This window comes from Streptomyces sp. NPDC054783 (assembly GCF_053611725.1).
This window is the reverse complement of record NZ_JBSHAY010000014.1, coordinates 161,527-186,855: the sequence shown is the minus strand read 5'-3', so window position 1 is coordinate 186,855 and position 25,329 is coordinate 161,527. Positions and strand designations below refer to the sequence as shown.

Annotated in this window: 20 protein-coding genes; 8 read left to right on the top strand and 12 right to left on the bottom strand. The window is 71.0% G+C overall.

Annotation, left to right across the window (positions count from 1 at the left end):
• Window positions 1-100 precede the first annotated feature (100 nt).
• From ACWGJ5_RS24790 to ACWGJ5_RS24770, 5 genes are all read left to right on the top strand, one after another.
• The gene (locus ACWGJ5_RS24790) at window positions 101-2,149 is read left to right on the top strand and encodes a thioredoxin domain-containing protein (protein WP_453311854.1); all 2,049 of its coding nucleotides are present in this window, start codon (window positions 101-103) and stop codon (window positions 2,147-2,149) included.
• A 216-nt stretch (window positions 2,150-2,365) separates the two neighbouring features.
• Window positions 2,366-3,634 carry a glycosyltransferase gene (locus tag ACWGJ5_RS24785; RefSeq protein WP_453311853.1) on the top strand — a complete coding sequence of 423 codons (1,269 nt, stop codon included), beginning with the start codon at window positions 2,366-2,368 and terminating at the stop codon, window positions 3,632-3,634.
• A complete protein-coding gene (locus ACWGJ5_RS24780; protein ID WP_453311852.1) occupies window positions 3,631-5,277 on the top strand; it encodes an ArnT family glycosyltransferase in 1,647 nt (548 codons plus the stop codon). Before ACWGJ5_RS24785 ends, ACWGJ5_RS24780 begins: the two co-directional genes overlap by 4 nt.
• Window positions 5,274-6,443, top strand: coding sequence for a glycosyltransferase (locus ACWGJ5_RS24775; RefSeq protein ID WP_453311851.1), 1,170 nt, complete (start codon window positions 5,274-5,276; stop codon window positions 6,441-6,443). The genes ACWGJ5_RS24780 and ACWGJ5_RS24775 overlap by 4 nt, the downstream gene beginning before the upstream one ends.
• Entirely contained in the window at window positions 6,440-8,851 is a 2,412-nt protein-coding gene (locus ACWGJ5_RS24770) for a galactose oxidase-like domain-containing protein (protein ID WP_453311850.1), read from the top strand. Before ACWGJ5_RS24775 ends, ACWGJ5_RS24770 begins: the two co-directional genes overlap by 4 nt.
• Here ACWGJ5_RS24770 and ACWGJ5_RS24765 read toward each other — a convergent pair.
• The 5 genes from ACWGJ5_RS24765 to trhA all read right to left on the bottom strand — a co-directional run bounded on the left by ACWGJ5_RS24765 (window position 8,838) and on the right by trhA (window position 13,036).
• Window positions 8,838-9,182, bottom strand: a complete 345-nt coding sequence (locus ACWGJ5_RS24765; protein WP_453311849.1) for a hypothetical protein — start codon at window positions 9,180-9,182, stop codon at window positions 8,838-8,840. The two genes, ACWGJ5_RS24770 and ACWGJ5_RS24765, sit on opposite strands and share 14 nt — an antisense overlap.
• A 47-nt stretch (window positions 9,183-9,229) precedes the next feature.
• Window positions 9,230-9,961 (bottom strand): Mut7-C RNAse domain-containing protein, encoded by a 732-nt coding sequence (locus ACWGJ5_RS24760; protein WP_453311848.1) that lies wholly within the window; start codon window positions 9,959-9,961, stop codon window positions 9,230-9,232.
• A gap of 33 nt (window positions 9,962-9,994) precedes the next feature.
• Window positions 9,995-10,627: a TetR/AcrR family transcriptional regulator gene (locus ACWGJ5_RS24755; protein WP_453311847.1), complete on the bottom strand. Its 633-nt coding sequence runs from the start codon at window positions 10,625-10,627 to the stop codon at window positions 9,995-9,997.
• A gap of 5 nt (window positions 10,628-10,632) precedes the next feature.
• Window positions 10,633-12,204 carry a DHA2 family efflux MFS transporter permease subunit gene (locus ACWGJ5_RS24750; RefSeq protein ID WP_453311846.1) on the bottom strand — a complete coding sequence of 524 codons (1,572 nt, stop codon included), beginning with the start codon at window positions 12,202-12,204 and terminating at the stop codon, window positions 10,633-10,635.
• A gap of 121 nt (window positions 12,205-12,325) precedes the next feature.
• On the bottom strand, window positions 12,326-13,036 hold the full coding sequence (gene trhA / locus ACWGJ5_RS24745) for a PAQR family membrane homeostasis protein TrhA (protein WP_453311845.1): 711 nt from the start codon (window positions 13,034-13,036) through the stop codon (window positions 12,326-12,328).
• Window positions 13,037-13,323: 287 nt separating this feature from the next.
• Here trhA and ACWGJ5_RS24740 point away from each other — a divergent pair, with 287 nt between their 5' ends.
• Entirely contained in the window at window positions 13,324-15,144 is a 1,821-nt protein-coding gene (locus ACWGJ5_RS24740; protein ID WP_453311844.1) for a phosphoenolpyruvate carboxykinase (GTP), read from the top strand.
• Between the two features lie 113 nt (window positions 15,145-15,257).
• Here ACWGJ5_RS24740 and ACWGJ5_RS24735 read toward each other — a convergent pair whose 3' ends face one another.
• The 6 genes from ACWGJ5_RS24735 to ACWGJ5_RS24710 form a co-directional block, all read right to left on the bottom strand.
• On the bottom strand, window positions 15,258-15,860 hold the full coding sequence (locus ACWGJ5_RS24735) for a hypothetical protein (RefSeq protein WP_453311843.1): 603 nt from the start codon (window positions 15,858-15,860) through the stop codon (window positions 15,258-15,260).
• Window positions 15,847-17,397 carry a substrate-binding domain-containing protein gene (locus tag ACWGJ5_RS24730; RefSeq protein ID WP_453311842.1) on the bottom strand — a complete coding sequence of 517 codons (1,551 nt, stop codon included), beginning with the start codon at window positions 17,395-17,397 and terminating at the stop codon, window positions 15,847-15,849. The genes ACWGJ5_RS24735 and ACWGJ5_RS24730 overlap by 14 nt, the downstream gene beginning before the upstream one ends.
• Window positions 17,394-18,563: a toxic anion resistance protein gene (locus ACWGJ5_RS24725; RefSeq protein WP_453311841.1), complete on the bottom strand. Its 1,170-nt coding sequence runs from the start codon at window positions 18,561-18,563 to the stop codon at window positions 17,394-17,396. Before ACWGJ5_RS24725 ends, ACWGJ5_RS24730 begins: the two co-directional genes overlap by 4 nt.
• A 16-nt stretch (window positions 18,564-18,579) precedes the next feature.
• Window positions 18,580-19,662, bottom strand: coding sequence for a hypothetical protein (locus ACWGJ5_RS24720; RefSeq protein ID WP_453311840.1), 1,083 nt, complete (start codon window positions 19,660-19,662; stop codon window positions 18,580-18,582).
• Between the two features lie 222 nt (window positions 19,663-19,884).
• Complete coding sequence (locus ACWGJ5_RS24715; RefSeq protein ID WP_453311839.1) at window positions 19,885-20,304, bottom strand: SCO4983 family protein; 420 nt, start codon at window positions 20,302-20,304, stop codon at window positions 19,885-19,887.
• Window positions 20,305-20,415: 111 nt separating this feature from the next.
• Window positions 20,416-21,627 (bottom strand): pyridoxal phosphate-dependent aminotransferase, encoded by a 1,212-nt coding sequence (locus ACWGJ5_RS24710; RefSeq protein ID WP_453311838.1) that lies wholly within the window; start codon window positions 21,625-21,627, stop codon window positions 20,416-20,418.
• A gap of 211 nt (window positions 21,628-21,838) precedes the next feature.
• On the opposite strand from ACWGJ5_RS24710, the gene ACWGJ5_RS24705 reads away from it, so the two are divergent.
• Both ACWGJ5_RS24705 and ACWGJ5_RS24700 read left to right on the top strand, forming a co-directional pair.
• Window positions 21,839-22,618, top strand: coding sequence for a hypothetical protein (locus ACWGJ5_RS24705; RefSeq protein ID WP_453311837.1), 780 nt, complete (start codon window positions 21,839-21,841; stop codon window positions 22,616-22,618).
• A 250-nt stretch (window positions 22,619-22,868) separates the two neighbouring features.
• A complete protein-coding gene (locus ACWGJ5_RS24700; RefSeq protein WP_453311836.1) occupies window positions 22,869-23,702 on the top strand; it encodes a trypsin-like serine peptidase in 834 nt (277 codons plus the stop codon).
• Here ACWGJ5_RS24700 and ACWGJ5_RS24695 read toward each other — a convergent pair.
• On the bottom strand, window positions 23,699-25,312 hold the full coding sequence (locus ACWGJ5_RS24695; protein WP_453311835.1) for an N-acyl-D-amino-acid deacylase family protein: 1,614 nt from the start codon (window positions 25,310-25,312) through the stop codon (window positions 23,699-23,701). The genes ACWGJ5_RS24700 and ACWGJ5_RS24695 overlap by 4 nt on opposite strands.
• Window positions 25,313-25,329: the final 17 nt, after the last annotated feature.

Below are 25,329 nucleotides of genomic sequence, written 5' to 3'. Positions count from 1 at the left end.
CGTGAAGGGCAGCCCGTCCTGGGACTACTCGCGAGTCCGCCCTGTCCGGAAGGCCGAGCCGTCGCAGGACTGTCCTGACCGTGTGGGGCAGGATGGGGGTATGCCGAACCGACTGGCTCACGAGACGTCCCCCTATCTCCTCCAGCACGCCGACAACCCCGTCGACTGGTGGCCCTGGTCGGCCGAGGCGTTCGACGAGGCCCGTAGGACGAACAGACCCGTTCTGCTGAGCGTCGGGTATTCGAGCTGTCACTGGTGTCATGTACTCGCGAGCGAAAGCTTCGAGGACGAAGTGACCGCTGCCCTCATGAACGAGCACTTCGTCAACATCAAGGTGGACCGCGAAGAGCGCCCCGACGTGGACGCCGTCTACATGGAGGCCGTGCAGGCCGCCACCGGGCAGGGCGGCTGGCCGATGACCGTCTTCCTCACCCCGGACGCCGAACCCTTCTACTTCGGGACCTACTTCCCGCCCGCGCCCCGGCACGGCATGCCGTCCTTCCGGCAGGTGCTGGAGGGTGTGCAGCACGCCTGGAGCAGCCGTCGTGACGAGGTCGCGGAGGTCGCCGGGAAGATCGTCCGGGATCTCGCCCAGCGGGAGATCAGCCACCAGGGCGCGCAGCCGCCCGGCGAGCAGGAACTCGCCCAGGCGCTTCTCGGGCTCACCCGTGAGTACGACCCGCAGCGCGGCGGGTTCGGCGGGGCGCCGAAGTTCCCGCCGTCCATGGTGCTGGAGTTCCTGCTGCGCCACCACGCCCGGACCGGTGCCGAGGGCGCGCTGCAGATGGCCCACGACACCTGCGAGCGCATGGCGCGGGGCGGGATGTACGACCAGCTGGGCGGCGGCTTCGCCCGGTACTCCGTCGACCGCGACTGGGTCGTGCCGCACTTCGAGAAGATGCTCTACGACAACGCGCTGCTCTGCCGCGTGTACGCCCATCTCTGGCGGGCCACCGGATCGGACCTCGCCCGGCGCGTCGCCCTGGAGACCGCCGACTTCCTCGTGCGCGAACTGGGCACCGGCGAAGGCGGGTTCGCCTCGGCCCTCGACGCCGACAGCGACGACGGCACGGGCCGGCACGTCGAGGGCGCGTACTACGTGTGGACACCCGAGCGGCTGCGTGCCGTCCTCGGGGACGCGGACGGCGACCTCGCCGCACAGTACTTCGGCGTGACCGACGAGGGCACCTTCGAGCACGGGCAGTCCGTCCTCCAACTGCCGCAGAACAGCACGGTCTTCGACGCCGGGAAGATCGCCTCCATCAGGGATCGGCTCCTCGCCGAGCGCGCCGAACGGCCCGCCCCGGGCCGGGACGACAAGGTCGTCGCCGCCTGGAACGGCCTCGCCGTCGCCGCGCTCGCCGAGACCGGCGCCTACTTCGACCGGCCCGACCTGGTCGAGGCCGCTCTCGGCGCCGCCGACCTGCTCGTCCGGGTGCACCTCGACGAGCACGCACGGCTCGCCCGCACCAGCAAGGACGGCCGTGTCGGCCCCAACGCCGGCGTGCTGGAGGACTACGCCGACGTCGCCGAGGGCTTCCTCGCGCTCGCGTCCGTGACGGGCGAGGGCGTCTGGCTGGATTTCGCCGGACTGCTTCTCGACCATGTGCTCGCCCGCTTCACCGACCCCGGGACCGGCGCTCTCTACGACACCGCCGCCGACGCCGAGCGGCTGATCCGCCGGCCGCAGGACCCCACCGACAACGCCACCCCGTCCGGCTGGACCGCCGCGGCCGGTGCCCTGCTGAGCTATGCCGCGCACACCGGGTCCGAGCCGCACCGGAGCGCCGCCGAGCGGGCGCTGGGGGTCGTGACGGCCCTCGGGCCGCGCGTGCCCCGGTTCATCGGCTGGGGGCTCGCCGTCGCCGAGGCCCTCCTCGACGGGCCGAAGGAGGTCGCCGTCGTCGGGCCAGGACCCGGATCCGGCCTCGCGGACGAGAAGACGGCGGTCCTGCACCGTACGGCGCTTCTGGGCACCGCCCCCGGTGCTGTCGTAGCCGTCGGCGCTGCGGAGAGTGACGAGTTCCCGCTCCTCGCCGGCCGGCCCCTGCAGCAGGGCGAGCCGACCGCGTACGTCTGCCGTAACTTCACGTGTGACGCGCCGACGACCGATCCGGAACGGCTCGGCGTGGCCCTGAACAGGCGCTGAGCATCCGGAACCCAGAGCGGTGGAAGGTGTGAACTGTCCGAAACGGAGCACGTGTTCGGATAGATCCCACTAGTCGCACCACCGTTCCGAAACAAGCTATTTATCGGAAGAGCTCCCGCACTTCACAGATCCCCCCTACTCTCTCCACAGCGGGTCGACGGGTGGTCACTCAACGTCTCCCGCACAGGGGGTAATTGGGGATCTGGGGGGATCTTTTTGCTCACGTCTGTCTTCATCGCCGCTGTCTCACTGGCCTTGTTCTGGATGGCGGCGTTCACCCTGTGGTGGCAGATGCACGCGTGGCGCACGCCCGAGGTGCTGGCCTCCACCCGGTTCGGCAGGCCGGACGGCGACGAACACCTGTCGTTCTCACTGCTGCTGCCCGCCCGGCACGAGCAGGCGGTGCTGGACCACACCATCCAGCGGCTGCTGGAATCCACGCACACCGACTTCGAGATCATCGTGATCGTCGGGCACGACGACCCCGAGACCACGGAGGTGGCCGAGCGGGCCGCCGCGCGGGACCCGCGCGTCCGGGTCGTCGTCGACACCCACGAGAAGAAGAACAAGCCGAAGGCCATGAACACGGCGCTGCCGCACTGCCGCGGTGACGTCGTCGGGGTCTTCGACGCCGAGGACCAGGTCCATCCGGAGCTGCTCGCCCACGTCGACCACGCGTTCCGCACCACCGGGGCGGACGTCGTCCAGGGCGGGGTCCAGCTGATCAACTTCCACTCCAGCTGGTACAGCCTGCGCAACTGCCTGGAGTACTTCTTCTGGTTCCGCTCCCGGCTGCACCTGCACGCGCAGAAGGGCTTCATCCCGCTCGGCGGCAACACCGTCTTCGTGCGGACCGGCGTCCTCAGGGAAGCGGACGGCTGGGATCCCGACTGCCTCGCCGAGGACTGCGACCTGGGCGTCCGGCTGTCCAGCGTCGGCAAGAAGGTCGTCGTCGCCTACGACTCCGACATGGTGACCAAGGAGGAGACCCCGGGTTCCCTGATGTCGCTGCTCAAGCAGCGCACCCGCTGGAACCAGGGCTTCCTGCAGGTGTACCGGAAGCGGGACTGGCGGCAACTCCCGGGATTCGGGCAGCGGTTGCTCGCCCGGTACACCCTGATGACCCCGTTCATGCAGGCCTTCTCCGGCGTGATCATCCCGCTCAACGCGGCCGTAGCGCTCTTCCTCGACGTGCCCGTCGGGGTCGCGTTCCTCACCTTCCTGCCGCTGGTCACCGCCGCCGTCACCTTCGTCTTCGAGGTGGTCGGGCTGCACGACTTCGGCAAGCAGTACGGCCTGAAGGTCCGCCTCGTCCACTACGTGAAGCTCATCCTGGGCGGCCCCTTCTACCAGGTCCTCCTCGCCGGTGCCGCGATCCGTGCCGTCTGGCGCGAGCAACGCGGCCGCAACGACTGGGAGTTGACCACGCACGTCGGCGCACACCTCACCGCGGCCGAGCCCATCCGAGAGGACGTTCCTGCGTGACCTCCACACTTCCCGCGGTGACCGCAGAGAAGGTCCCCGCGCAGCGCCCACCTGTGCCGGAGGGCCGTTCGACGGGCCGGACAGGCCCGCCGCCACGACTCCGCTCCTCCCGCCCCGACCTGCTGCTCTGCGGCGTCCTGCTTGCGGCGATCCTCGTCGTCCAGGGCTGGAACATCGCCGACTACCCCACCCTCAGCGACGACGAGGGCACCTACCTCGCCCAGGCCTGGGCCGTCCAGCAGGGCCGGGGCCTCGCCCACTACACCTACTGGTACGACCACCCGCCGCTCGGCTGGATCCAGATAGCCCTGCTCAGCCGGCTCCCCGCGGCGATCAGCCCCGGCTCGATGACCGTCGGCACCATGCGGTTCACCATGCTGCTGGTCAGCGGCGTCAGCGCGGTCCTCGTCTACGTCCTCGGCCGCCGGCTCTCGCTGCCCCGCTGGGCCGCCGGACTCGGCATGGCCCTGTTCGGGCTGTCCCCGCTCGCGGTCGTCCTCAGCCGGGAGATCTTCCTCGACAACATCGCCGTGATGTGGCTGCTGCTGGCGTTCTGCCTCGCCGCCTCGCCCAGCCGCCACCTCTGGCACCACTTCGGGGCGGGCCTCGCCGCCGCCGCGGGCGTGCTCACCAAGGAGACGATGCTCGTCGTCCTGCCCGCCCTGCTGGTCACCATGTGGCGGCACAGCCACCGCGACACCCGCAAGTTCGCCCTCACCGGAGCCGTCACCGCCTGCGCCCTGACCGGCTTCTCCTACCCGCTGTTCGCCCTGCTCAAGGGCGAGCTGCTGCCGGGCCCCGGGCACGTCTCCCTCTGGGACGGCATCACCTACCAGATGTCCAGGCCGGGCTCCGGCTTCGTCCTCGACCCGAACAGCGGCTCCTACGGCGTCCTGCACTCCTGGCTGTACTACGACCGCGTCCTGCCCCTCGGCGGCCTCGCCGGAGCCCTGCTCCTGCTGCTCACCTGGCGCTGGTCGGTCACCGCCCGCGCCCTGGCCGGACCGGCCCTCACGGTCGCCGTCCTGGCCGCGGTGGCCCTGCGCCCGAACGGCTACCTGCCCGCCATGTACGTCATCGGCGCGCTGCCCTTCCTCGCCCTGGTCCTCGCGGGCGGCGCCGCCTCCGTCGCCCACGCGGTCATGACCAGGTGGCGCACGGAGGGCGAGCAGCGGTACCTCACCGGCGGCCGGTACGCGCTCGCCGCCGTCCTCGCCCTCGCCGCCGGCGCCTACGTCGTACCGCACTGGTACGACGGCGACCGCACCGCCGTCACCGCCGACGCCAACCGGCCCTACCGGCAGGCCTCCCGCTGGCTCAGCACCGAGGTGGCGGACCCGAAGGACACCCGTGTGCTCGTCGACGACGCCCTCTGGCTGGACCTCGTGCACGCCGGATACCGGCCCGGGCTCGGTGCCATCTGGTTCTACAAGGCCGACCTCGACCCGGCCGTCGCGAAGACCATGCCGCACGGCTGGCGGGACGTCGACTATGTCGTCGCCTCGCCGACCGTCCGCCGGGACGCCAAGGACCTGCCCAATGTACGGGCCGCGATCCGGCACTCCGCGCCGGTCGCCACCTTCGGCAACGGACCCGACCGCATCGAGATCCGGCGGATCCAGGCCGTGGGAGGGGCGCGATGAGCGAGTACACCGCCCCGGCGCAGGGCCTCGACGCCGTAGAGGTCCCCGAGCCCGGCGCCGTCACCATCGTCGTACCGACCTTCAACGAGTCCGCGAACGTCCGGCGGTTGCTGCACCAGATCATCGAGTCGGTGCCCGCGCGGCTGCCCTGCGAGGTCCTCTTCGTGGACGACTCCACCGACGACACCCCCGAGGTCGTCCGCGAGGCCGCCCGGGACTGCCCGTTCCCGGTGGCCGTACTGCACCGCGAGGAACCCGTCGACGGGCTCGGCGGAGCGGTCGTCGAGGGGCTGCGGGCGGCGACCTCCGAGTGGATCGTCGTCATGGACGGCGACTGCCAGCATCCGCCGTCCCTCGTGCCGGAGCTGGTGGCCACCGGCGAACGGGCGAACGCCGGGCTCGTCGTCGCCTCCCGGTACGTCGAGGGCGGCAGCCGGGCCGGGCTCGCCGGGGGTTACCGGGTGGCCGTCTCGCGCGGCGCGACCTGGCTCACCAAGGTGCTCTTCCCGCGCAGACTGCACGGCATCAGCGACCCGATGAGCGGCTTCTTCGCCGTTCGCCGCAGCGCGGTCACGGCGGACGTACTCAAACCGCTCGGCTACAAGATCCTGCTGGAACTGGCCGTACGCAGCCGCCCCCGGCAGGTCGCCGAGGTGCCGTTCGTCTTCCAGGACCGGTTCGCCGGCGAGTCCAAGTCCACCGCCCGCGAGGGCTTCCGCTTCCTGCGCCACCTGGCGGGCCTGCGCACCGCATCCCCGGTCGCCCGCATGGTCGGCTTCGGGCTGATCGGCGCGAGCGGGTTCGTGCCGAACCTCGTCGGGCTGTGGGCGCTGACCGTCCTCGGGATGCACTACCTGCCCGCCGAGATCCTCGCCAACCAGTTCGGGGTCGCCTGGAACTTCCTGCTCATCGAGCAGCTGCTGTTCCGCGACCGGCGTGCGCACCGCCGCTGGTGGGACCGGCTCGGCCGGTTCGCGCTGCTGGCCAACGCCGATCTGCTGCTGCGCATCCCGCTGATCGCCCTGCTCGTCGGCAGGTTCGGCATGGACGCCCTGCCCGCCACCGCGCTCGCGCTGGTCATGACGTTCGTCCTGCGCTTCGCCGGCACCGAGGCGCTGGTCTACCTCCCCCGGCGCCGGGGGAGCCGAGCAAGGAGAGCCGTGTGAGTACGACGACGTATCGCAGACGCCGCAGACGGACCGCGCTGGCCGGGGTGGGCGCCCTGGCCGCCGGGCTGCTCCTCGCCGCGCCGCAGCCGGCGGAGGCCGCCAACCTGATCAAGAACCCCGGCTTCGAGACCGCCGGCAGCGGCGACATGCCGTACTGCTGGGAGAAGTCGGGCTGGGGCGACAACGACTTCACCTTCGAGACGACCTCCGACGCTCACTCCGGGGCCAAGGCCATGAAGGTCACGCTGACCCGCCGGGTCGACGGCGACCGCAAGGCGATGATCACGGAGTCCGCCGACTGCGCGCCCGCCGTGACCGTGGGCAAGCAGTACGACCTCGGGCTCTGGTACAAGACCACGACCCCGGACGCCAACGTCACCCTCTTCCGGCACGACACCGCCGCCGGCTGGCAGTACTGGACCGACCTCAAGACCCTGGACATGGCGTCGGCCTGGACGCAGGCCACGGTCCGCACGCCCGAGGTCCCGGCCGGCACGGACCGCATCACCTGGGGTGTCTCCGTCTACGGCACCGGCTCGGCGACCACCGACGACTACACCATGGACCAGGTGGCCGACCCGCTCCCGCCGGCCCAGTGCACCGGCACGAACGACCAGTGCGCGAACGGCAGTTGGTCAGTTCTGCCGACACAGAACCCGGTCCGCTCCATGCACTCGGTCGTGCTCGACAACGGCAAGGTGCTGCTGATCGCGGGCTCCGGCAACAGCGAGGAGAACTTCAACGCGGGCACGTTCACGAGCGCGGTCTACGACCCGGCGACCGGCGACTACAAGGTCATCCCCACCCCGAAGGACATGTTCTGCGCGGGCCATGTCCAGCTCCAGGACGGACGGGTGCTGGTCCTGAGCGGCAACAAGGCGTACCCGGTGGCGGGCGGGCACGGCTACGAGGGGTTCAAGGACTCGTACATCTTCGACCCGACGACCGAGACCTACACCAGGACCAACGACCTCAACGACGGCCACTGGTACCCGTCGGCTACCGAGCTCGGCAACGGTGACGTCATCTCCTTCGGCGGGCTCCGCGAGGACTCCACCGGCTCGGTGACCGCCGAGAAGTTCAGTTACGCGCAGAACCAGTGGCTGCCGCTGTCCCAGGTCAACCAGACGTGGTCGTACTGGGGCCTGTACCCGGCGATGATCCTGATGCAGGACGGCCGCCTCTTCTACACGGGCAGCCATGTCTTCGGCAACAACATCCCCGGCACGGGCTCGGCGATCTACGACTACGACGCCAACACGATCACGCAGATCCCGGGGCTGCAGAACAAGGACGAGCGGGACCAGTCGGCGTCCGTGCTGCTGCCTCCGGCGCAGGACCAGCGGGTGCTGACGATCGGCGGCGGCAACATCGACTCCAACCCGGACGCGGGCCGCCTCACCGACCTGATCGACCTCAAGCAGGCCAACCCGTCGTACGTGGCAGGCCCGCCGGTCCCGCAGGGCACCGTCGACCTGGGAGGCGGGCCGCAGCCGGAGACCGGCAACCAGGGCAAGATGTACGTCTCCGCGGTCCTGCTGCCCGACGGCAAGGTGCTGGAGACCGGCGGCGCCCTGCACAACCGCGCCAACCCGGTGTACGAGTCCTCGCTCTACGACCCGTCCGCCAACACCTTCGACCCGGTCGCGGCCGACCCCGAGTCCCGCGGCTACCACTCCTCGGCGTTCCTGCTGCCCGACGGCCGGGTGATGGCCACCGGCGACAACCCGGGCAACGGCAGCTGGAACCACAACGTGTCGATCTACACCCCGCCGTACCTCTACAAGGGCACCCGCCCGACGATCACCTCGGTGATCAACCAGGAGTGGAAGTACGGCGACACCCAGCGGATCACGGTCGACCGCCCGATCGCCAAGGCGGAGCTGATCCGTCCCGCGGCGGTCACCCACTCCTCCGACCCGAACCAGCGGTTCGTGGACCTGCCCCTGTCGGTGGACGGCAACAACGTCGACCTGAACGTCACGAACAACCCGAACATCGCCCCGCCCGGCTGGTACATGCTCTTCGCGGTGGACGCGAACGGGGTGCCGTCGGTGGCCAAGTGGGTCCACCTGACGGGCCCGGCGGCCCTGACCGCCGCGTCCCCGCACGTCCACGCCTTCGCCGACTCCCTGTCCGGCACAGTGTCGGGCCCCGGCAGGAAGAGGACCGCGCAGCAGGTCAGCCCGACCCTCTCCGGCTGCGACCGGCACTACGGCTCGGCCAACGTGTGCGTGCCGACGGCGTTCCCGCCCGAGGTGAAGAAGACGGCCGCTGCGCGCTGTGCTTGGCTTCAGCACAACGACTACGGCCGGCTGAAGGTCAACGGCTCCGACGACCCACTGGGCCTGGACCGGAACCGGGACGGGGTGGCGTGCGGAAAGGGCGACGTCAGGCGCCGTTGAGGATCAGTGCCCCGAGGGTGAGCTGAGCGGCCCACTGCACGAACACGGCCCAGAGCCTGGCGTACGTCCACCGGGCTCTGGGCCACACCAGTGCCGCCAGACCGGCGAACACCGCCAGCCAGAAGGCGTCGTAGAGGGCGTAGCCGGGGATCGTCGAGCACTGCTCGCCGTACTCCAGGCACCTCGAGCCGCGCTCACCGGAGAGCACGACGATCCAGGACAGGGCGACGATCGGCAGGAGCGAGAGCAGTCCGGCGACGGCCCAGCCGGTGATGAACCGGTCCTTCTGCTGCGGGGTCGGCGTCACGTGCTGCTCGGTCGTGGGGTTCATGAAGCCATCCCACCGCGCCGGCCGGTTGCGGAGATCGGCTGCCGTACTCAATCCCCCTGGGTACGCATGCTCAACGCCCGCTCCACGACCGCCTCCAGCTTGTCGTGGTGTGCGCCCTTCCAGTACGCGCGGCCGCAGTCCGTGCACTGGGCGAACACGTCGTACGAGCGCTGGGTGCCGTGCTTGAGCTGGTCGGCGACCTCGGCCTTCGTGGCCTGTTTGAGCAGGCCGTTGCAGGCGGTGCAGCGGGTCCAGGGGTGCAGGTCGGGGGCGAAGCGGTCGAGGACGTCGTGCAGCTGGTCGTCGGGGCGGGTGCTGTAGACGAACGCGCCGGCCCACAGTTCGCGGCGGCGCAGCAGCCCCCGGTCGCGGCTGAGCATGACCCGCTTCTCGGCCGCGGAGCGGGTGGCGAGGGCCGGGTCGCCGATGTCCGTCGACTCGTACGCCGTGTCCACGCCGAGCAGGCGCAGGCGGCGGGCGAGCGTGCCGAGGTGGACGTCGAGGAGGAACCGCAGGGGCGCACCGGGGATCCGCTGGGGGCGCTCGACGGGGCGTACGTGCACCGTCTCGCCGGCCTTCGGGATGTGCGAGGCCGGTACCTCGCGGCCGTCCACGACCAGCGCGCCGACCTCGGTCAGCGGGACGCCGAGGGACTCGATGACATGGCCGAGCGTCGAGACGCCGTCCGTGGCCAGGGGCGTGGCTCCGGCACGCCGGGCGTGCGGCACGAACAGGTGCAGTGCGGGGGCGACTTCGACGTGGATCTCGGGTCGGTTCACCCCGTCAGCATCGCACGGGACGGCGCCCGCACCTCAGCGGTTTTCGCTGGGCAGGCCGTGCTCCATGACGTCCAGGGCGCGGTCGATCAGGGCCGTGAAGTCGTCCCGGTGGTCGTTCTCCGCCCAGTACATGGAGGTCTCCATCAGGCCGCCGATCAGGGACATGGCGTAGACGCGGACCTCCAGGCCGTCGGGGTCGCGGCCGGTGCGCTCGCCGATGGCCTGGCAGAGCATGCGGCCCGTGGCCGACATGCTCTCCATCATCCGCGAGCGCACCGCGGGGACCTGGACCATGAGGTGGGTGCGCAGCCGGGACACCGCGAGGTCGTCGGTCATGCCGAGCTCGACGGCCCGGTGCAGGACGTACCGGATGGTCTCGGACCAGGGCTCGTCGGCGGGCCGTGCCTTGATCTCCTCCAGGATGACCGGGTCGTACTCGTCCGTGAGGACGATGTCCTCCTTGGTCGGGAAGTACCGGAAGACGGTCGACGGCGACACCTCGGCCCGCTCGGCGATCTGGTCGATCGTCGTGGCGTCGTAGCCCTGCTCCCGGACCAGGGCGTACGTCGCCGCGCGGATCGCCTCCCGGGTCTTGATCTTCTTGCGTTCACGCAGCCCCGGCTGCGGGCGGTCGGCGGAGGGGAGGGGGGAACGTGCGGCCGTCATGCCGGTCATTGTCCGGCATCCGTGACGGGGGCGGCCACGGCCGGGGTCTCCGTCCGCTCGGTACCCCGTACGAGCGGGGTGTTCGGCAGCAGCAGTGCCGCGAGCAGGGCCGCCACGAGGGAGGCGAGCCCGCACACCAGCAGCACCACCGTCATCCCGTGGACGTACGCGCTGTTCGCGGAGGCCGCCAGGTGGGCCGAGCCGGTGTGCGCGGCCACCACATGCGCGGCGACCACGGACTCCCGGGCGGTGTGGGCGGCCTGTCCCGGCAGCCCGGTCACGTCGAGCCGGTCCCGGAAGGCGCTCGCGAGGAGGCTGCCGAGCAGGGCGATGCCGATGGCGCCGCCGACCTGGCGGAGCGTCATGAGCAGCCCGGAGCCGCTGCCGGCCCGGTCGGCGGGCAGGGTGCCGAGCGCGCCGTCCATCGCCGGGACGACCGCGAAGCCGAAGCCGAGGCCGGTGATCGTCAGCCACACGGCGGTGAAGCCGAAACCGGAGTCGGTGGTGGTACGGCTGCCCAGCAGGGCGGCGAAGGCGAGCACGACCAGGCCCGCGCTCACCACTGCGCGCGCCCCGAACCGGGCGACGGCTCCCTGGGCGCCCTTCGCGGCGATCATCAGTCCGCCGGTCATCGGCAGCAGCCGCAGGCCGGTGCCGAAGGCGTCGTGGCCGAGCACCGCCTGGAGGTAGGTCGGCACGGTGAACATCAGGCCCGAGAGCACGAACATCACCAGGGTCGCGGCGATGGCGTTGAGCAGGAAGCCGCGGTGGGCCAGCAGGCTCATGTCGAGCATGGGCCGGGCCGTCCGGCGTTCGCGCAGGACGAGCGCGGTGAGCAGGACGGCGGCCGCGGTGAACATCGCCAGCACCGGGCCGTCGCCCCAGCCACGGTCCGGGGCCTCGATGATTCCGTAGACGAGGGCGCCCAGGCCGGTCGCGGTGAGCGCGGTGGAGGCGGTGTCGACCTTCGGGCTCGCCGGGTCGCGCGTCTCGGGCAGCAGGAACACGCAGGCGGCGATGCCGAGCGCGGCCATCGGGATGTTGATCAGGAAGACCGAGCCCCACCAGAAGTGGCCCAGCAGCCAGCCGCCGACCAGCGGGCCGAGCGGCATGCCGAGCGCCGAGGCGGTGGTGATCAGGGTGACGGCCTTGCCGCGCTCGTCCGGGGCGAACATCGCGGGCAGCACGGACAGTGACAGCGGCATGATCAGCGCGGCGCCGACGCCCATCACGGCGCGGGCGGCGATCACGGCGTTCACGTCACCGGCCAGGGCGCCCAGCACCGAGCCGCCCAGGAAGACGGCGAGTCCGGCGATGAGCATCCGGCGCCGGCCGAACCGGTCGCCGAGCAGGCCCGCCGGGAGCATCAGCGCGGCGAACACGACGATGTACGCGTCCGCCGTCCACTGCTGCTGCCCGGTCGTGGCGCCGAGCTGTGCGGCCATGGTCGGCAGGGCCACGTTGAGGATCGTCGAGTCGAAGGCGAGCACCAGCATGCTCGCGACCAGGGCTCCGAGGGCCCACCAGCGGCGGGGGTCGCGCCGCGTCTCGTCGTCGGCGTGAGTGACAGTAACCATGAAATGAGAGTAGATCTCAAAAGCACACGACTGTCAATGGACAGTTGACTTCGGTTGCTTTCAGGCATACGAAAACGGCCACGGCTGGTGAGCCGTGGCCGCGAGGGGGAGGGAGTCGGGCCTACGCGTGCTGGTAGGCCACCAGCGAGATGCCGACGTAGTGGACGACGAACGCCGCGAGGGTGAAGGAGTGGAAGACCTCGTGGAAGCCGAACCAGCGCGGTGACGGGTTGGGGCGCTTGATGCCGTAGACCACGCCGCCGGCGCTGTAGAGCAGGCCGCCGACGACGACCAGGACCAGGACCGCGATGCCGCCGGTGCGCAGGAAGTCGGGCAGGAAGAACACGGCCGCCCAGCCCATCGCGATGTAGCAGGGCGTGTAGAGCCAGCGCGGGGCGCCCACCCAGAAGACGCGGAAGACGATGCCGGCCGCGGCGGCGGCCCAGATGCCCCACAGCAGCCACTGGCCCTTGGCTGCGGGCAGGAGCAGCATGGTCAGCGGGGTGTACGTGCCCGCGATGATCAGGAAGATGTTGGCGTGATCCAGGCGGCGCAGGACGCCGTCCATCCGGGGGCTCCAGTTGCCCCGGTGGTACAGCGCGCTGACGCCGAAGAGCAGGCAGGCCGTCAGGACGTAGATCCCGCAGGCGATGCGGCCTCTGGTGGAGTCGGCGAGGGCGGTGAGCACGAGGCCCGCTGTGAGCACGGCCGGAAACATACCGAGGTGCAGCCAGCCGCGGAGTTTCGGCTTGACCTGTTGCGGCAGCGAGAGCGCGGGACCGCGGCCGGGGGCCGGCGTGTCCGTGGGCGCGTCGGGGACGGACGCAGTCATGCGGGGCATGGTACCTACGGCACCGTAAGTCGGGTGTCAGCGCGGGTCTTGGTCGATCGAACGCAAAAAGACCTTCAGGTGACACAAACCTGGACGTAAAGGGAACGCAAACAGGCCTGGAAACCGTGGTCTTCCTCACTCCGCTCACCTGTGAGGCCCCCTGGACATATGCGCATGCACGACGGATGATCAAATGAGTGCGGTCGGCACCGGATGAGCACCATGAAGCATCCGGGTCGCAGCCCCCACGGGGCCACAAGGACAAAATCCCTCACTTAGGAGCAACCGTGGCGCGCGACAACTCGGCTTCCAGCGTTCCCACCAACCACCAGGAACTGATCTCCTGGGTCAACGAGATCGCCGAACTGACGCAGCCGGACAGTGTGGTCTGGTGTGACGGCTCCGAGGCGGAGTACGAGCGGCTCTGCGACGAGCTCGTGGCCAAGGGCACCTTCAAGAAGCTCGACCCGATCAAGCGCCCGAACTCCTACTACGCCGCCTCCGACCCGACCGACGTCGCGCGCGTGGAGGACCGCACCTTCATCTGCTCCGAGAAGGAGGAGGACGCGGGCCCGACCAACCACTGGAAGGCCCCCGCCGAGATGCGGGAGATCTTCAGCGGCGAGAAGGGCCTGTTCCGGGGCTCCATGCGGGGCCGCACCATGTACGTCGTCCCGTTCTGCATGGGCCCGCTCGGCTCCCCGCTGTCCGCGACCGGCGTGGAGATCACCGACTCCGCCTACGTCGCCGTCTCGATGCGCACGATGACGCGCATGGGCCAGGCCGTCCTGGACGAACTCGGCGACAACGGCTTCTTCGTGAAGGCCGTCCACTCCCTCGGCGCCCCGCTGGAGGAGGGCCAGGAGGACGTTGCGTGGCCGTGCAACTCCACCAAGTACATCTCGCACTTCCCCGAGTCGCGCGAGATCTGGTCCTACGGCTCCGGCTACGGCGGCAACGCCCTGCTCGGCAAGAAGTGCTACGCGCTGCGTATCGCCTCGGTCATGGCGCGTGACGAGGGCTGGCTGGCCGAGCACATGCTGATCCTCAAGCTCACCCCGCCGCAGGGCGAGTCCAAGTACGTCGCCGCCGCCTTCCCGAGCGCCTGCGGCAAGACCAACCTCGCCATGCTGGAGCCCACGGTCTCCGGCTGGACCGTGGAGACCATCGGCGACGACATCGCCTGGATGCGCTTCGGCGAGGACGGCCGCCTGTACGCGATCAACCCCGAGGCCGGCTTCTTCGGCGTCGCGCCCGGCACCGGCGAGCACACCAACGCCAACGCGATGAAGACCCTGTGGGGCAACTCCGTCTTCACCAACGTCGCCCTCACCGACGACGGCGACGTGTGGTGGGAGGGCATGACGGAGGAGACCCCGGCCCACCTGACGGACTGGAAGGGCAACGACTGGACGCCGGCGTCCGGGACCCCGGCCGCCCACCCCAACGCCCGCTTCACCACCCCCGCCTCCCAGTGCCCGATCATCGCGCCCGAGTGGGAGGACCCCAAGGGCGTGCCGATCTCGGCGATCCTCTTCGGAGGCCGCCGCGCCAGTGCGGTCCCGCTGGTGACCGAGTCCTTCGACTGGAACCACGGCGTCTTCCTCGGCGCCAACGTGGCCTCCGAGAAGACCGCCGCCGCCGAGGGCAAGGTCGGCGAGCTGCGCCGCGACCCGTTCGCGATGCTGCCGTTCTGCGGCTACAACATGGGCGACTACATGGCCCACTGGATCGACGTGGCCAAGGACAAGGACCAGTCCAAGCTGCCGAAGATCTACTACGTCAACTGGTTCCGCAAGAACGACGAGGGCAAGTTCGTCTGGCCCGGCTTCGGCGAGAACTCCCGCGTCCTGAAGTGGATCGTGGAGCGCCTGGACGGCAGGGCCGAGGGCGTCGAGACGCCGATCGGCATCCTTCCGGCCAAGGAGGCCCTGGACACCAACGGCCTCGAACTCTCCGAGTCGGACCTCGACTTCCTGCTGACGGTCGACAAGGAGGTCTGGCGCGAGGAGGCGGCACTCGTCCCCGAGCACCTCAACACCTTCGGCGACCACACCCCGAAGGAGCTGTGGGACCAGTACCACGCGCTGGTGGAGCGCCTGGGCTGAACAGTCCGTCGAAGACTCCACGGCCGGTCCGGATGCCCTGACCAGCGATCGTCACGACCGGCCGTGGTGACCACCCACCGGGGCCCCGCAGAAAGGCGTGCGGGGCCCCGGCCTCAGTTGTTGCGCTCCTCCAGATACCGCGTGTGCGACTCCTGTCTGCGCGCCTCCCTGTCCCGCAGGGCCGAGGCCAGGTGTTCGGCCTCCTCGCGGAGCAGGGCCAGCTGGCGGTCCAGGTGCGCGTCCGGTGACTCGGTGCCCGGAGTCAGCCGGGTCCACCAGCGGGTGTGCACGTAGGCGTCGACGGCCTCCGGGATGTCCTGCCGTACCGCGCGGGACACCGTGTGCACGCCCTCCGGGTCCTGGGCCAGGGCCTCGGCGACCCAGCCCGGTTCCAGCAGCGCGGTCAGCAGCTCGGTGATCTCCGCGAGCCAGTCGGCGGACGTGGCCGGCAGCTCGACGTCCCCGAGATAGCCGCGCAGCTTCCCGAAGTCGGCCCGGATCGCGTCCAGCTGGGCCGACGGGCCCGGGAAGTCGGGCACGGCGGGCCGTTCCGGCGGGGCGATCAGCGCGCCCGCGCCGTACAGGCCCGCGACCACGGCCGGCCAGTACGCTCCCGCGGTCCCGGTGAACGTCAGCACCAGCCCGACGAGCCCGCAGGCGCCGCCGGTGAGGTTCTTGCGGGACTCCAGGTAGCCGAGGAACCTACTGGTAGCCACGGATCTCCTCGAAGGCGCCGTCCAGCGAGCCCTGCCGGGCGTCGAAGAGACGGCCGCCGGTCAGGTCGGCGATGTGCTGCAGCTCCGTACGGGAGGAGTCGCCGAAGAGGACCGGAAAGACGGGGGTGTCCCGCCGGATGCCGGTGAGCGAGCGGTAGAAGCCGTCGAAGTCGCCGGCCCCGGCGCCGGCGGTGTTCTCGCCGTCGGTCATCAGCACGATCGAGGTGAACGTGTCCTTGCCGTCGCCGAGATGGTCGTACGCCTCCTCCAGCGAGGTGTAGATCGCGGTGCCGCCGTCGGCGCCGAGGGCGTCGGTGTCCCGGCGGATGGCGTCCAGGCCCGCCTTCGGGTCCTTGGGGTCGACGACATGGGTGCGCACGCTCTTCACGTCCGAGCCGAACGGCATCAGTGTCACCTCCTCGCGTTCGCGGAAGTCACCGGTGAGGCCGGTCAGCGCCTTCTTCAGCGCCTTCAGCCGGTCGCCCGCCATCGAGCCGGAGGTGTCGAGGACGTACACCGTGCGGGAGGGGCGGCGCAGTTCGTTCTCGTAGGCGTGCAGCAGCCCGTCGGCCACGGAACGGCTGCCGGGGAAGGGGAGTTCGCGGCGGCGGCCGGTGTCCAGGCCGGGCGCGGGCGGGACCGAGGCGACGACCGGGCGGCGGTGGGTGGTGCCGGTGATGAGCCTCTGCACGGCGTCGGTGCGCAGGTCCTCGGTGACCTTGCGGACGTCCTCGCGGGTGCGTGCGCCGGTGGAGGCGAGCGAGGAGAGCGGGTAGTCGGCGGTGACGACGCCGTCGCGGGGGCGGATCACGGTGAGGCCCGGGATGCCCTTGAGCACCGACTCGTAGTTGAGCAGGGCGTCGACGGTGCCGCGCCGTTTGTAGGCGGTGGCCAGCCAGCCCGAGGAACCCGAGGTCAGCTTCTGGCCCTTGAAGAACTCCTTCAGCTTCGGTGTGGCCTTGGCGACATCGGCGTCCGTGAGTGCGGACTGGGCGCCCGAGAGGGCCGAGGCGACCGAGATCAGTGTGGAGAAGCCGGAGTTGGAGCGGGCCGGGTCGGTCATGCCGTAGGTCAGCTTCCCGTCCTGTACGGCCTGCTCGATCTGCCCCCACGTCACCTGCTGGGGCTGCCAGCCGAGCGCCCTTACGGTGGCCGGCTTGACGCCGATGGCGACCGGGCTGGACATCACCGGGGTCTCGGACACCACCTTCCTCGCCGCGTCGGGCCGCAGCCGCAGATAGTCGTCCGAGGACAGCCACAGCGCGTCGTAACGGCCGTCGGCCTTGCCCCTGGCGAGCAGGTCGACGGCGTCCAGGGTGCCCATGTAGGTGGGCCGGACGGTGATGCCGGTGTCCCTGCGGACCCGGTCGAGGACGGCGGTCATGTCGCTGAGCTCGCTGGAGGCGAGCACGCGCAGGGTGCCGGGCTGCGGCGCGGCCGGGTCGTCCTTGTGGTCCGCGGACGTGCAGCCGCCGAGCAGGGCCGCTGTCACGGCCGTCACGGCGAGCAGGGCGGGTGCGGAACGTCGTCGTCTCATGCCGGCGGGCCCTCCAGTGCGCCCTGGGACCTGCTGCGCTCCAAGTATGCGGTGGCGCTGTGCAGTTCGTCGGTCAGCGAAGCGACCGTCGAGGCCATCACCTCGGTCGCCTGCGCCTTGTAGCTGTCGATCGCATCGAGCGTGCGGTAGATCTGCTGGAACGCGCTGCGCAGCGTCTCCGCGCCGACGGCCGGGTCGGCGGCGATCCGCTGGATCTCCTCGCCCTGCGAGGAGAGCATCTCGGCGTTGCCCCGGATGAGTTCCTCTGTGGTCCCGCGCAGGGCGTCGACCTGCTCGATCACCTTCTTCTGCCGGTCCAGCGCGGAGGCCAGGATCACCGAGACGCGCAGCGCGGACAGGGTGGTCGTGGCCGCCCGGTCGACGCCCTTGATCAGCTCGTTGTTGTTGCGGCGTACGACGTCCATGGCCAGGTAGCCCTGGGCGCACACCGCGAGCTGGGTGAGCAGGTCCTGGTGCTTCTGCCGGAGGGGGAAGAGCACGTCGGCGCGGAGGGCGTCGGCCTGCCGGGGGTCGCCGACAGAGGCGATGTGCTCCTCCACGGTGCCGTCCAGGGCCTCGGTGAGGACGACGCACTCCTGGAGCCTGCCCATGGTCTCCCACAGCCGGACCCGCTCGGTCTGCAACGCGGCGTTGTCGCGCCGCAGTTCGTCCTGGCCGCCGCGCAGCGCCTCCACGATCCCGTTCAACACGCCCTGTGCGGAGGAGAATTTGGCGACGTGGTCGCGCAGCCTGTTGCCGCCGGGCAGCCGGGACAGCAGCTTCCTTCCCCTGCTCGCGGGCAGGTCGCGCGGGTCCAGGTCCTCCACGACCCGGCGCAGCTCCACGAGCGAGCCGGCGACCTTCGCCTGGGCGTCTCCGCCCCGGTCGGGCAGGCTGCGCAGGGTCCGCTCCAGCATCCGGTTGGACTGGGCGGCGGCGGTGCGCAGCTCGCCGGAACCGAGCGCGGTGATCTCGCCGACCTTGCCCGCGAACTCGGGTGAGCGGGCGTCGAGCGAGGCGAGCGAGGCGACGTGGGCGGCGGCCTTGCGCGCCATCTCCTCGCGCACCGTGTCCTCGACGGGCACCAGCCCGCCGGCCCTGTCCCGCGGCACGGCAGCCACGGGCTCCGGCGGCGAAAGACTGAACTCACTGCCGTTGCTGATCACTTGTTGCTTCCCCCCGTCATCCGCGCGCCCGGCGGGCCATCTCGTGCAGCACCTGGGAGGTGGGCACGGGTGCCTGCCGGACACCGGTGAGCGTCTGGTTCAGGTATGCGGACTTTCCGCCGGTGGCCGCGACGAACTCGGCGGCGTCGCCCTGCGGCCGGAATCCGTGCCGGACGGCGAGCTTGCGCAACGTCGGGTCGCTGCTGAGCAGTTCACCCAGCGCACGACCGGTCGCGTCGAGCGGTACGACGGTGTGGTCGCTGTTGACGGTGGTGTCGGGGTAGAGGACCACGAGGTCGTCGGGCCCGGTGCCGTGCTGCTGGATGAGCAGGGAGGCGACCTGCGCCTCGTACACCAGCACCAGCGGGTTTCCGGCGCCGCTGACGAAGTCCCGGTACACCGCGTCGCTGCTGGACTGCTGGGCGCCCTGGACGCTGACCAGCTTGTGCAGCAGGGGCGCGGTGCGGTCGACGTCGGCCCGGCTCGCGACCACCTTGCCGCCGTTGGCGACGTAGGAGGCGGCGGCGAGGTACAGCGCACCGGAGTTGGAGGTCTCGGGATCGGTGCTCGCGATGTAGAGCGTGCCGGTCAACTCCCCGTGCGCCTTCGCCCCCTCGAGCTGCTGCCAGGTCCGGTCGTGCCGGGCGGCGTCCAGGTACGCGGCCATCCTGAGCGTGCCGCGGTTCTTGCCGTCGAGTACGGCCAGCCCGTTCGCCGCGAGTACCTCGGCGGCACTCCGGTGCGCCACGACGACCAGCGGCGAGTAGAACGGCCGGGGCAGGGGCTCCTGCGCGTGGAACTTCGCGGCCAGCGCGTCGGCCGGCGCCTGGCTCCCCGGAAAGGCGAAGTCGTACCCCTTGAGGTCCAGCCCTTCCATGGCCCAGGACCCGGAGGCCTCGGTCTTCACGGTGTAGCCCTTGGCGGCCAGGGCCTTCACCACATCGGGATCCGCGAAGAAGTCAGCCTTCTCCGACCCGATCACACCACGCACGGTCTTCGTTGCCGTGCCCTTGTCCTCCCCGTGCCGGCCCGCGACGACAGCGGCCACCACGCCACCGATCAGCAGCACGGCGAGGACGATTCCTGCGATACGTCTCACCCGGGGAGCGTGCTCCCGGAAGCCCAAGTTCCTGGGCGCCGGGGATGAACAGCGGGTGACGGACCGGACCCGGCACTGCAACGCGCCCCGAGGGGCGCGGGGCCGTGTCGAAATGCGGCTCCGCCGCGTGGGCGCCGGCTGGAGCCGACGCAGTGTATGGCGCCCGGTCCGCGCGTCGCTGTGGGTGCGCGCGGACCGGGGCCGATCGTGGGACCCCGGGGGTCAGGCGGTCGTGCTCAGTTCCTTCGGCTCCGACAGCGCGTCGGCGTGCGCGTCCATCCGCTCGGCCGCGAGGATGGCCGCCGCGGTGTCGGCACGCGAGGCGGCGACCACGAGGGCTCGGCCGGCGAGGGCATGCGCACGCCGGTGCAGTGGTGCGGGATCGCCGGCCGCGGACGGTGTCGCCCGCAGCGGGGCGCGCCCTCCCCGGAGCCGGGCCACCTGCTCGGCGAGCCGCTCGGCAGCGGTCTCCAGACCGGCCGACGGAGTCAGCCCGCGCAGTTCGTCGGTCACGGCGAGCAGCGCGGCGAGGTGGCCGGCGAGCTGGATGTCCAGCTCCTCCTCGCGCGACCGGTGGGGGAAGTCGGAGGCGGTGTCGGCCCTCGTGCTGTGGACCGACTTGGCGCGGATCGGTTCGTACATGGGGGATGGCCTCCTGTGCGCTGACAGGAAGCCATCCTAGCTTGGATTTCGTCTAAAGTTGAGCCTTGTCACGGAAAGGAGTCCGTCGGTCACGGCCGGCTGCCCCGTCGGCTACGGCTGGCTGTATCCGTCCAGGAAGTTCCCGATCCGGGTGATCGCGTCCCGGAGATCACCGACCGACGGCAGGGTCACCACCCGGAAGTGGTCCGGCTCGGGCCAGTTGAAGCCCGTGCCCTGGACGACCATGATCTTCTCCTGGCGCAGCAGGTCCAGGACCATCTGCCGGTCGTCCCTGATCTTGAAGACATGGGGGTCGAGGCGCGGGAAGAGATACAGCGCGCCCCTGGGGCGGACGCAGCTGACGCCCGGGATCTGCGTCAGCAGTTCGTACGCGGTGTCCACCTGCTCCTTCAGTCGCCCGCCCGGCAGTACCAGGTCGTTGATCGACTGTCGTCCGCTGAGCGCGGCGACCACCCCGTGCTGCCCCGGCATGTTGGCGCACAGCCGCATGTTCGCCAGGATCGTCAGGCCCTCGATGTAGGAGTCGGCGTGCGCGCGCGGGCCGGAGACGGACATCCAGCCCACGCGGTAGCCCGCCACCCGGTACGCCTTCGACATGCCGTTGAAGGTGAGGGTGAGCAGGTCCGGGGCGATCTTCGCGGTCGGGGTGTGCGTGGCGCCGTCGTAGAGGATCTTGTCGTAGATCTCGTCGGAACAGACCGGCAGGTTGTGCCGGCGGGCGATGTCGGTCAGGCCCTTCAGCATCGCCTCGTCGTACACCGCGCCCGTGGGGTTGTTGGGGTTGATGATGACGATGGCCTTGGTACGGTCGGTGACCTTGCGCTCGACGTCGGCGAGGTCGGGCATCCAGTCGGACTGTTCGTCGCAGCGGTAGTGCACGGCCGTGCCGCCGGAGAGGGAGACGGCGGCCGTCCACAGCGGGTAGTCCGGGGCCGGTACGAGGACCTCGTCGCCGTCGTCGAGCAGCCCCTGCATCGCCATCACGATCAGCTCGGAGACGCCGTTGCCGATGAAGACGTGCTCGACGTCCGTCTCGATGCCGATGGTCTGGTTGTGCATGACGACCGCGCGGCGGGCGGCCAGCAGACCCTTGGCGTCGCCGTAGCCGTGGGCCGTCGAGACGTTGCGGAGGATGTCCTCCAGGATCTCCGGCGGGCACTCGAAGCCGAAGGCGGCGGGGTTGCCGGTGTTGAGCTTGAGGATGCGGTGTCCCGCCGCCTCAAGCCGCATGGCCTCCTCGAGAACCGGGCCCCGGATCTCGTAACAGACGTTGGCGAGCTTGGTCGACTGGATCACCTGCATGCCGTGAGCTTACGGCCCACCCACCCGTCTTGAGCCGTGTTTTCCGCCACGTGAGACACGGCGGTTTGTCCGCATATCGCCGATGGCTGTCTCAGGAGCCACTTGCGTCCCTAGAATGCTGTGCCGCTCCGCCGGGTCGGGCCGGCAGGGCGGGGTCGCCGGGGGGCCAGAGCAGGCGGCTTGTGTGCACAGCGAGGCGAGTGGGGCGGGGATGCACGGAGAGACGGGGACGGACGGCAGACGCGGACCGGGTGAAGCGTCCCAGGCGCCGCCGGACGTCTACGGCACCGAGCCGGGGCAGGGGGCCCTGCCGGACACCCCTCACGCGCAGTCGGCCTCGCCGAACGTCTACCTCCCCCGGGCGGTCTCCGCTCCGGCGTACGACGAGTACGCCGACCCGGCCGCCGCCCACGGCTGGACGAGCGCCTACGACGAGACCCGCGAGCTGCCCTCACTGGCCCAGCCGACTGTGCCGACCGAGCCGACCGAGCCCGCCACGGTGACCGAGCCGGCCACGGTGACCGAGCCGGCCGGCCGGTCACGGCCGGGCGAGGGGCGGGCCGCGCGGCGGCGCGCCGAGCGGCGCACGGGTGGCCGCCGCCGGGTCGTGGCCGTCGCCGGGGTGCTGGGAGTGGCCGGCGCGGTCGCGGTGATCGCCGCGATGGCGGGCGGCTCGGATTCCCCCGCCCCGGACGGACCGGCAGGCGGCAAACACGCCGTCGTCGGCGACTCCGCCACCGCGAGCCCCTCTGCGGACGCCGGCTCCTCGGCCGGGGCCACTCCGACGGCCGGTGACCGCTCGGCCTCGGCGTCCCGCTCGTCCGCCTCCCCGGCCGCAGGCGAGTCCCAGGGGAGGGCGAGCACCGGCCCGACCACCTCGGCCACCGCGACGTCCGGTGCTTCCGCGCCCGCCGCGACCACGGCCGACGCGTCCGCCTCCACCCCCGGTGGCCGTGGTCGCGGTCACGGCAACAACAAGCGCCCGCGCTGACGGGTGGAGGTGTCTTGGCCGGGGCCGACACGGAGGCCTTCGGTGTGCCCGGCGGTTCGGGTGTCCCGCGGGCCCGGCGCTGTTCGGCGCCGTCGTCACGAAGCCGAAGGCGGTCCCTCCGCAGAGGGAAACCCCTATGACCTGAGCCGGCTTCTTGTTCCCGCACCCCTCGTGCACTGACTATGTGCATGACAAACGAAAGGGCGGCCGGAGAACTCCGGTCGCCCAAGTCGTCAGAGGGGACCCCCACATGAACAAGCCTCTCCTTGCCGCGCTCTCCTCCCTGGCCCTGGCCGGGCTGGGCGCCACCCCTGCGGTCGCCGCGCCGCACACCACCGTCAAGCCCGCGGTGACCGTCAACTTCGCCGGCACGGTCGCGCTCAGCAACTGCTCCGGCTCCGTCATCCGCTTCCCCAACTCCGCCGACAGCGACCCGGCGCTCGTCCTCACCAACGGCCACTGCCTGGAGACCGGCTTCCCGGACCCCGGCCAGGTCATCACCGGCCAGTCCTCCAGCCGCAGCTTCGGCCTGCTGAACGCCTCCGGCAGCAGGGTCGCCACCCTCCGTGCCAACCAGGTCGTCTACTCGACCATGACGGACACGGACGTCACGATCTACCGGCTGACCACCACCTACGCGCAGATCAAGAGCGCGTACGGGATCAGCCCGCTCACCGTGAACGACACCCATCCCACCGCCGGCACCGCCATCAAGGTCGTCTCCGGCTACTGGAAGCGGACCTACAGCTGCAGCATCGACGGGTTCGTGTACCGGCTGAAGGAGGGCGACTGGACCTGGAAGGACTCGGTCCGCTACACCTCCGCCTGCAACACCATCGGGGGCACCTCCGGCTCCCCGGTGATCGACACCAGCACCGGCAAGGTCGTCGCCGTCAACAACACGGGCAACGAGGACGGCGAGACCTGCACGGTGGACAACCCGTGCGAGGTGGACGAGAACGGCAACGTCACCATCCACCAGGGCATCAACTACGCAGAGGAGACCTACCAGATCCCCGCCTGCTTCACCACGGGCAACAAGCTGGACCTGAGCGCCGCCGGCTGCATCCTGCCGAAGCCCTAGCGGACGTCCGTGCGGCGGACGGACCGGCCCGCGAGCACATCCGTACGCTTCCCGTCCTCGATGACGAACCGGCCGTCGACCAGGACGTGCGGGATCCCCGTGGGAAGCGTGCGGGGCTCGGCGAAGGTCGCACCGGACGCCACCGTCTCCGGGTCGAACAGCACCAGGTCGGCACGGTACCCCTCGCGCACCAGCCCCCGGTCCGGCAGCCGCAGCCGGGCCGCGGGCCGGGAGGTGAGGTGGGCGACGCACTCCTCCAGGGAGAGGATCCCCAACTCCCTCGCGTAGTGGCCGAGATAGCGCGGGAAGGTGCCGTAGGCGCGCGGATGCGGCTTGTCGCCGCGCAGGATGCCGTCCGAGCCGCCGGTGTGGGTGCGGTGCCGCATGATGGTGCGGACGTTGTCCTCGTGGCCGACGTGCTGCAGGACCGTCGTACCGAGCCGGTCCCCGACCAGCAGCCGGCGGGCGGTGTCCCAGGGAGCCTCGCCGCGCAGGGCGGCCGCCGCCCGGACCGTACGGCCCACCAGGTCACCGAGCGCCGGGTCGGTGACGCCGGAGATCTCGATCGTCTCCCACTCCACCGGCACGCCGTGACAGCCGTCCGAGCCGGTGACCTCCAGGTCGTGCCGGATCCGCGCGGCCGTCGCCGGGTCGGTGAGCCGCGCCAGGACCTCCTCCGGGCCGCCCTCGCTCGCCCAGCTCGGCAGCAGCGCGGCCAGGGTGGTGCAGCCGGGCGTGTAGGGATAGGTGTCGAGGGTGATGTCGGCGCCGCCCTCCAGGGCCTCGTCCAGCAGGGCCAGCAGTTCCGGCGCCCGTCCCTCGTTCACGCCGAAGTTCATGGTGGCGTGGGCCAGATGCAGCGGACACCCGGCCTCCCGCGTCAGGGCGACCATCTCGGCGTACGCCTCCAGCGCGCCGGCGCCGTAGGAGCGGTGGTGCGGGCAGTAGTAGCCGCCGTACGACGCCACCACCCGGCACAGCTCGGTCAGTTCGGCGTCGGGGGCGTACATGCCGGGCGTGTAGGTCAGCCCGGAGGACAGTCCGACCGCGCCCTGCTCCAGCCCCTCCGCGACCAACCGCCGCATCCGGTCCAGCTCTTGCGGGGTCGCCGCGCGGTCCTCCCAGCCGACGGCGAGGGCGCGGATGGTGCCCTGGGGGATGAGGTAGGCCGCGTTGACGGCGATGCCCCGGTCGAGCCGGTCCAGGTACTCGCCGACCGACCGCCAGTCGAAGTCGATGTCGTCGCCGTACCCGTTCCACCCGGTGATCGCCCGCCGCACCTCCTGAAGCGTGCGGTCGTCCACCGGCGCGTACGACAGCCCGTCCTGCCCGAGGACCTCCAGCGTGACCCCCTGTGCGGCCTTCGCGCTGTGGTCGGGGTCGCGCAGCAGGGCGAGGTCGGAGTGGGCGTGCATGTCGATGAAGCCGGGGGAGAGGACCAGGCCCTCCGCGTCCAGCTCCCGCATGGCGCGCGGGCGCTGACAGCCGGCCGCGGCGGCCTCCTTGACGATGCCGGCGATCCGCCCGCCGTCGACCACCACATCGGCCCGGTACGACGGTCCGCCGCTGCCGTCGACGACGTCGGCGTCCCGGATGACCAGGTCCTCCATGTCGGTCCTCCTGATGT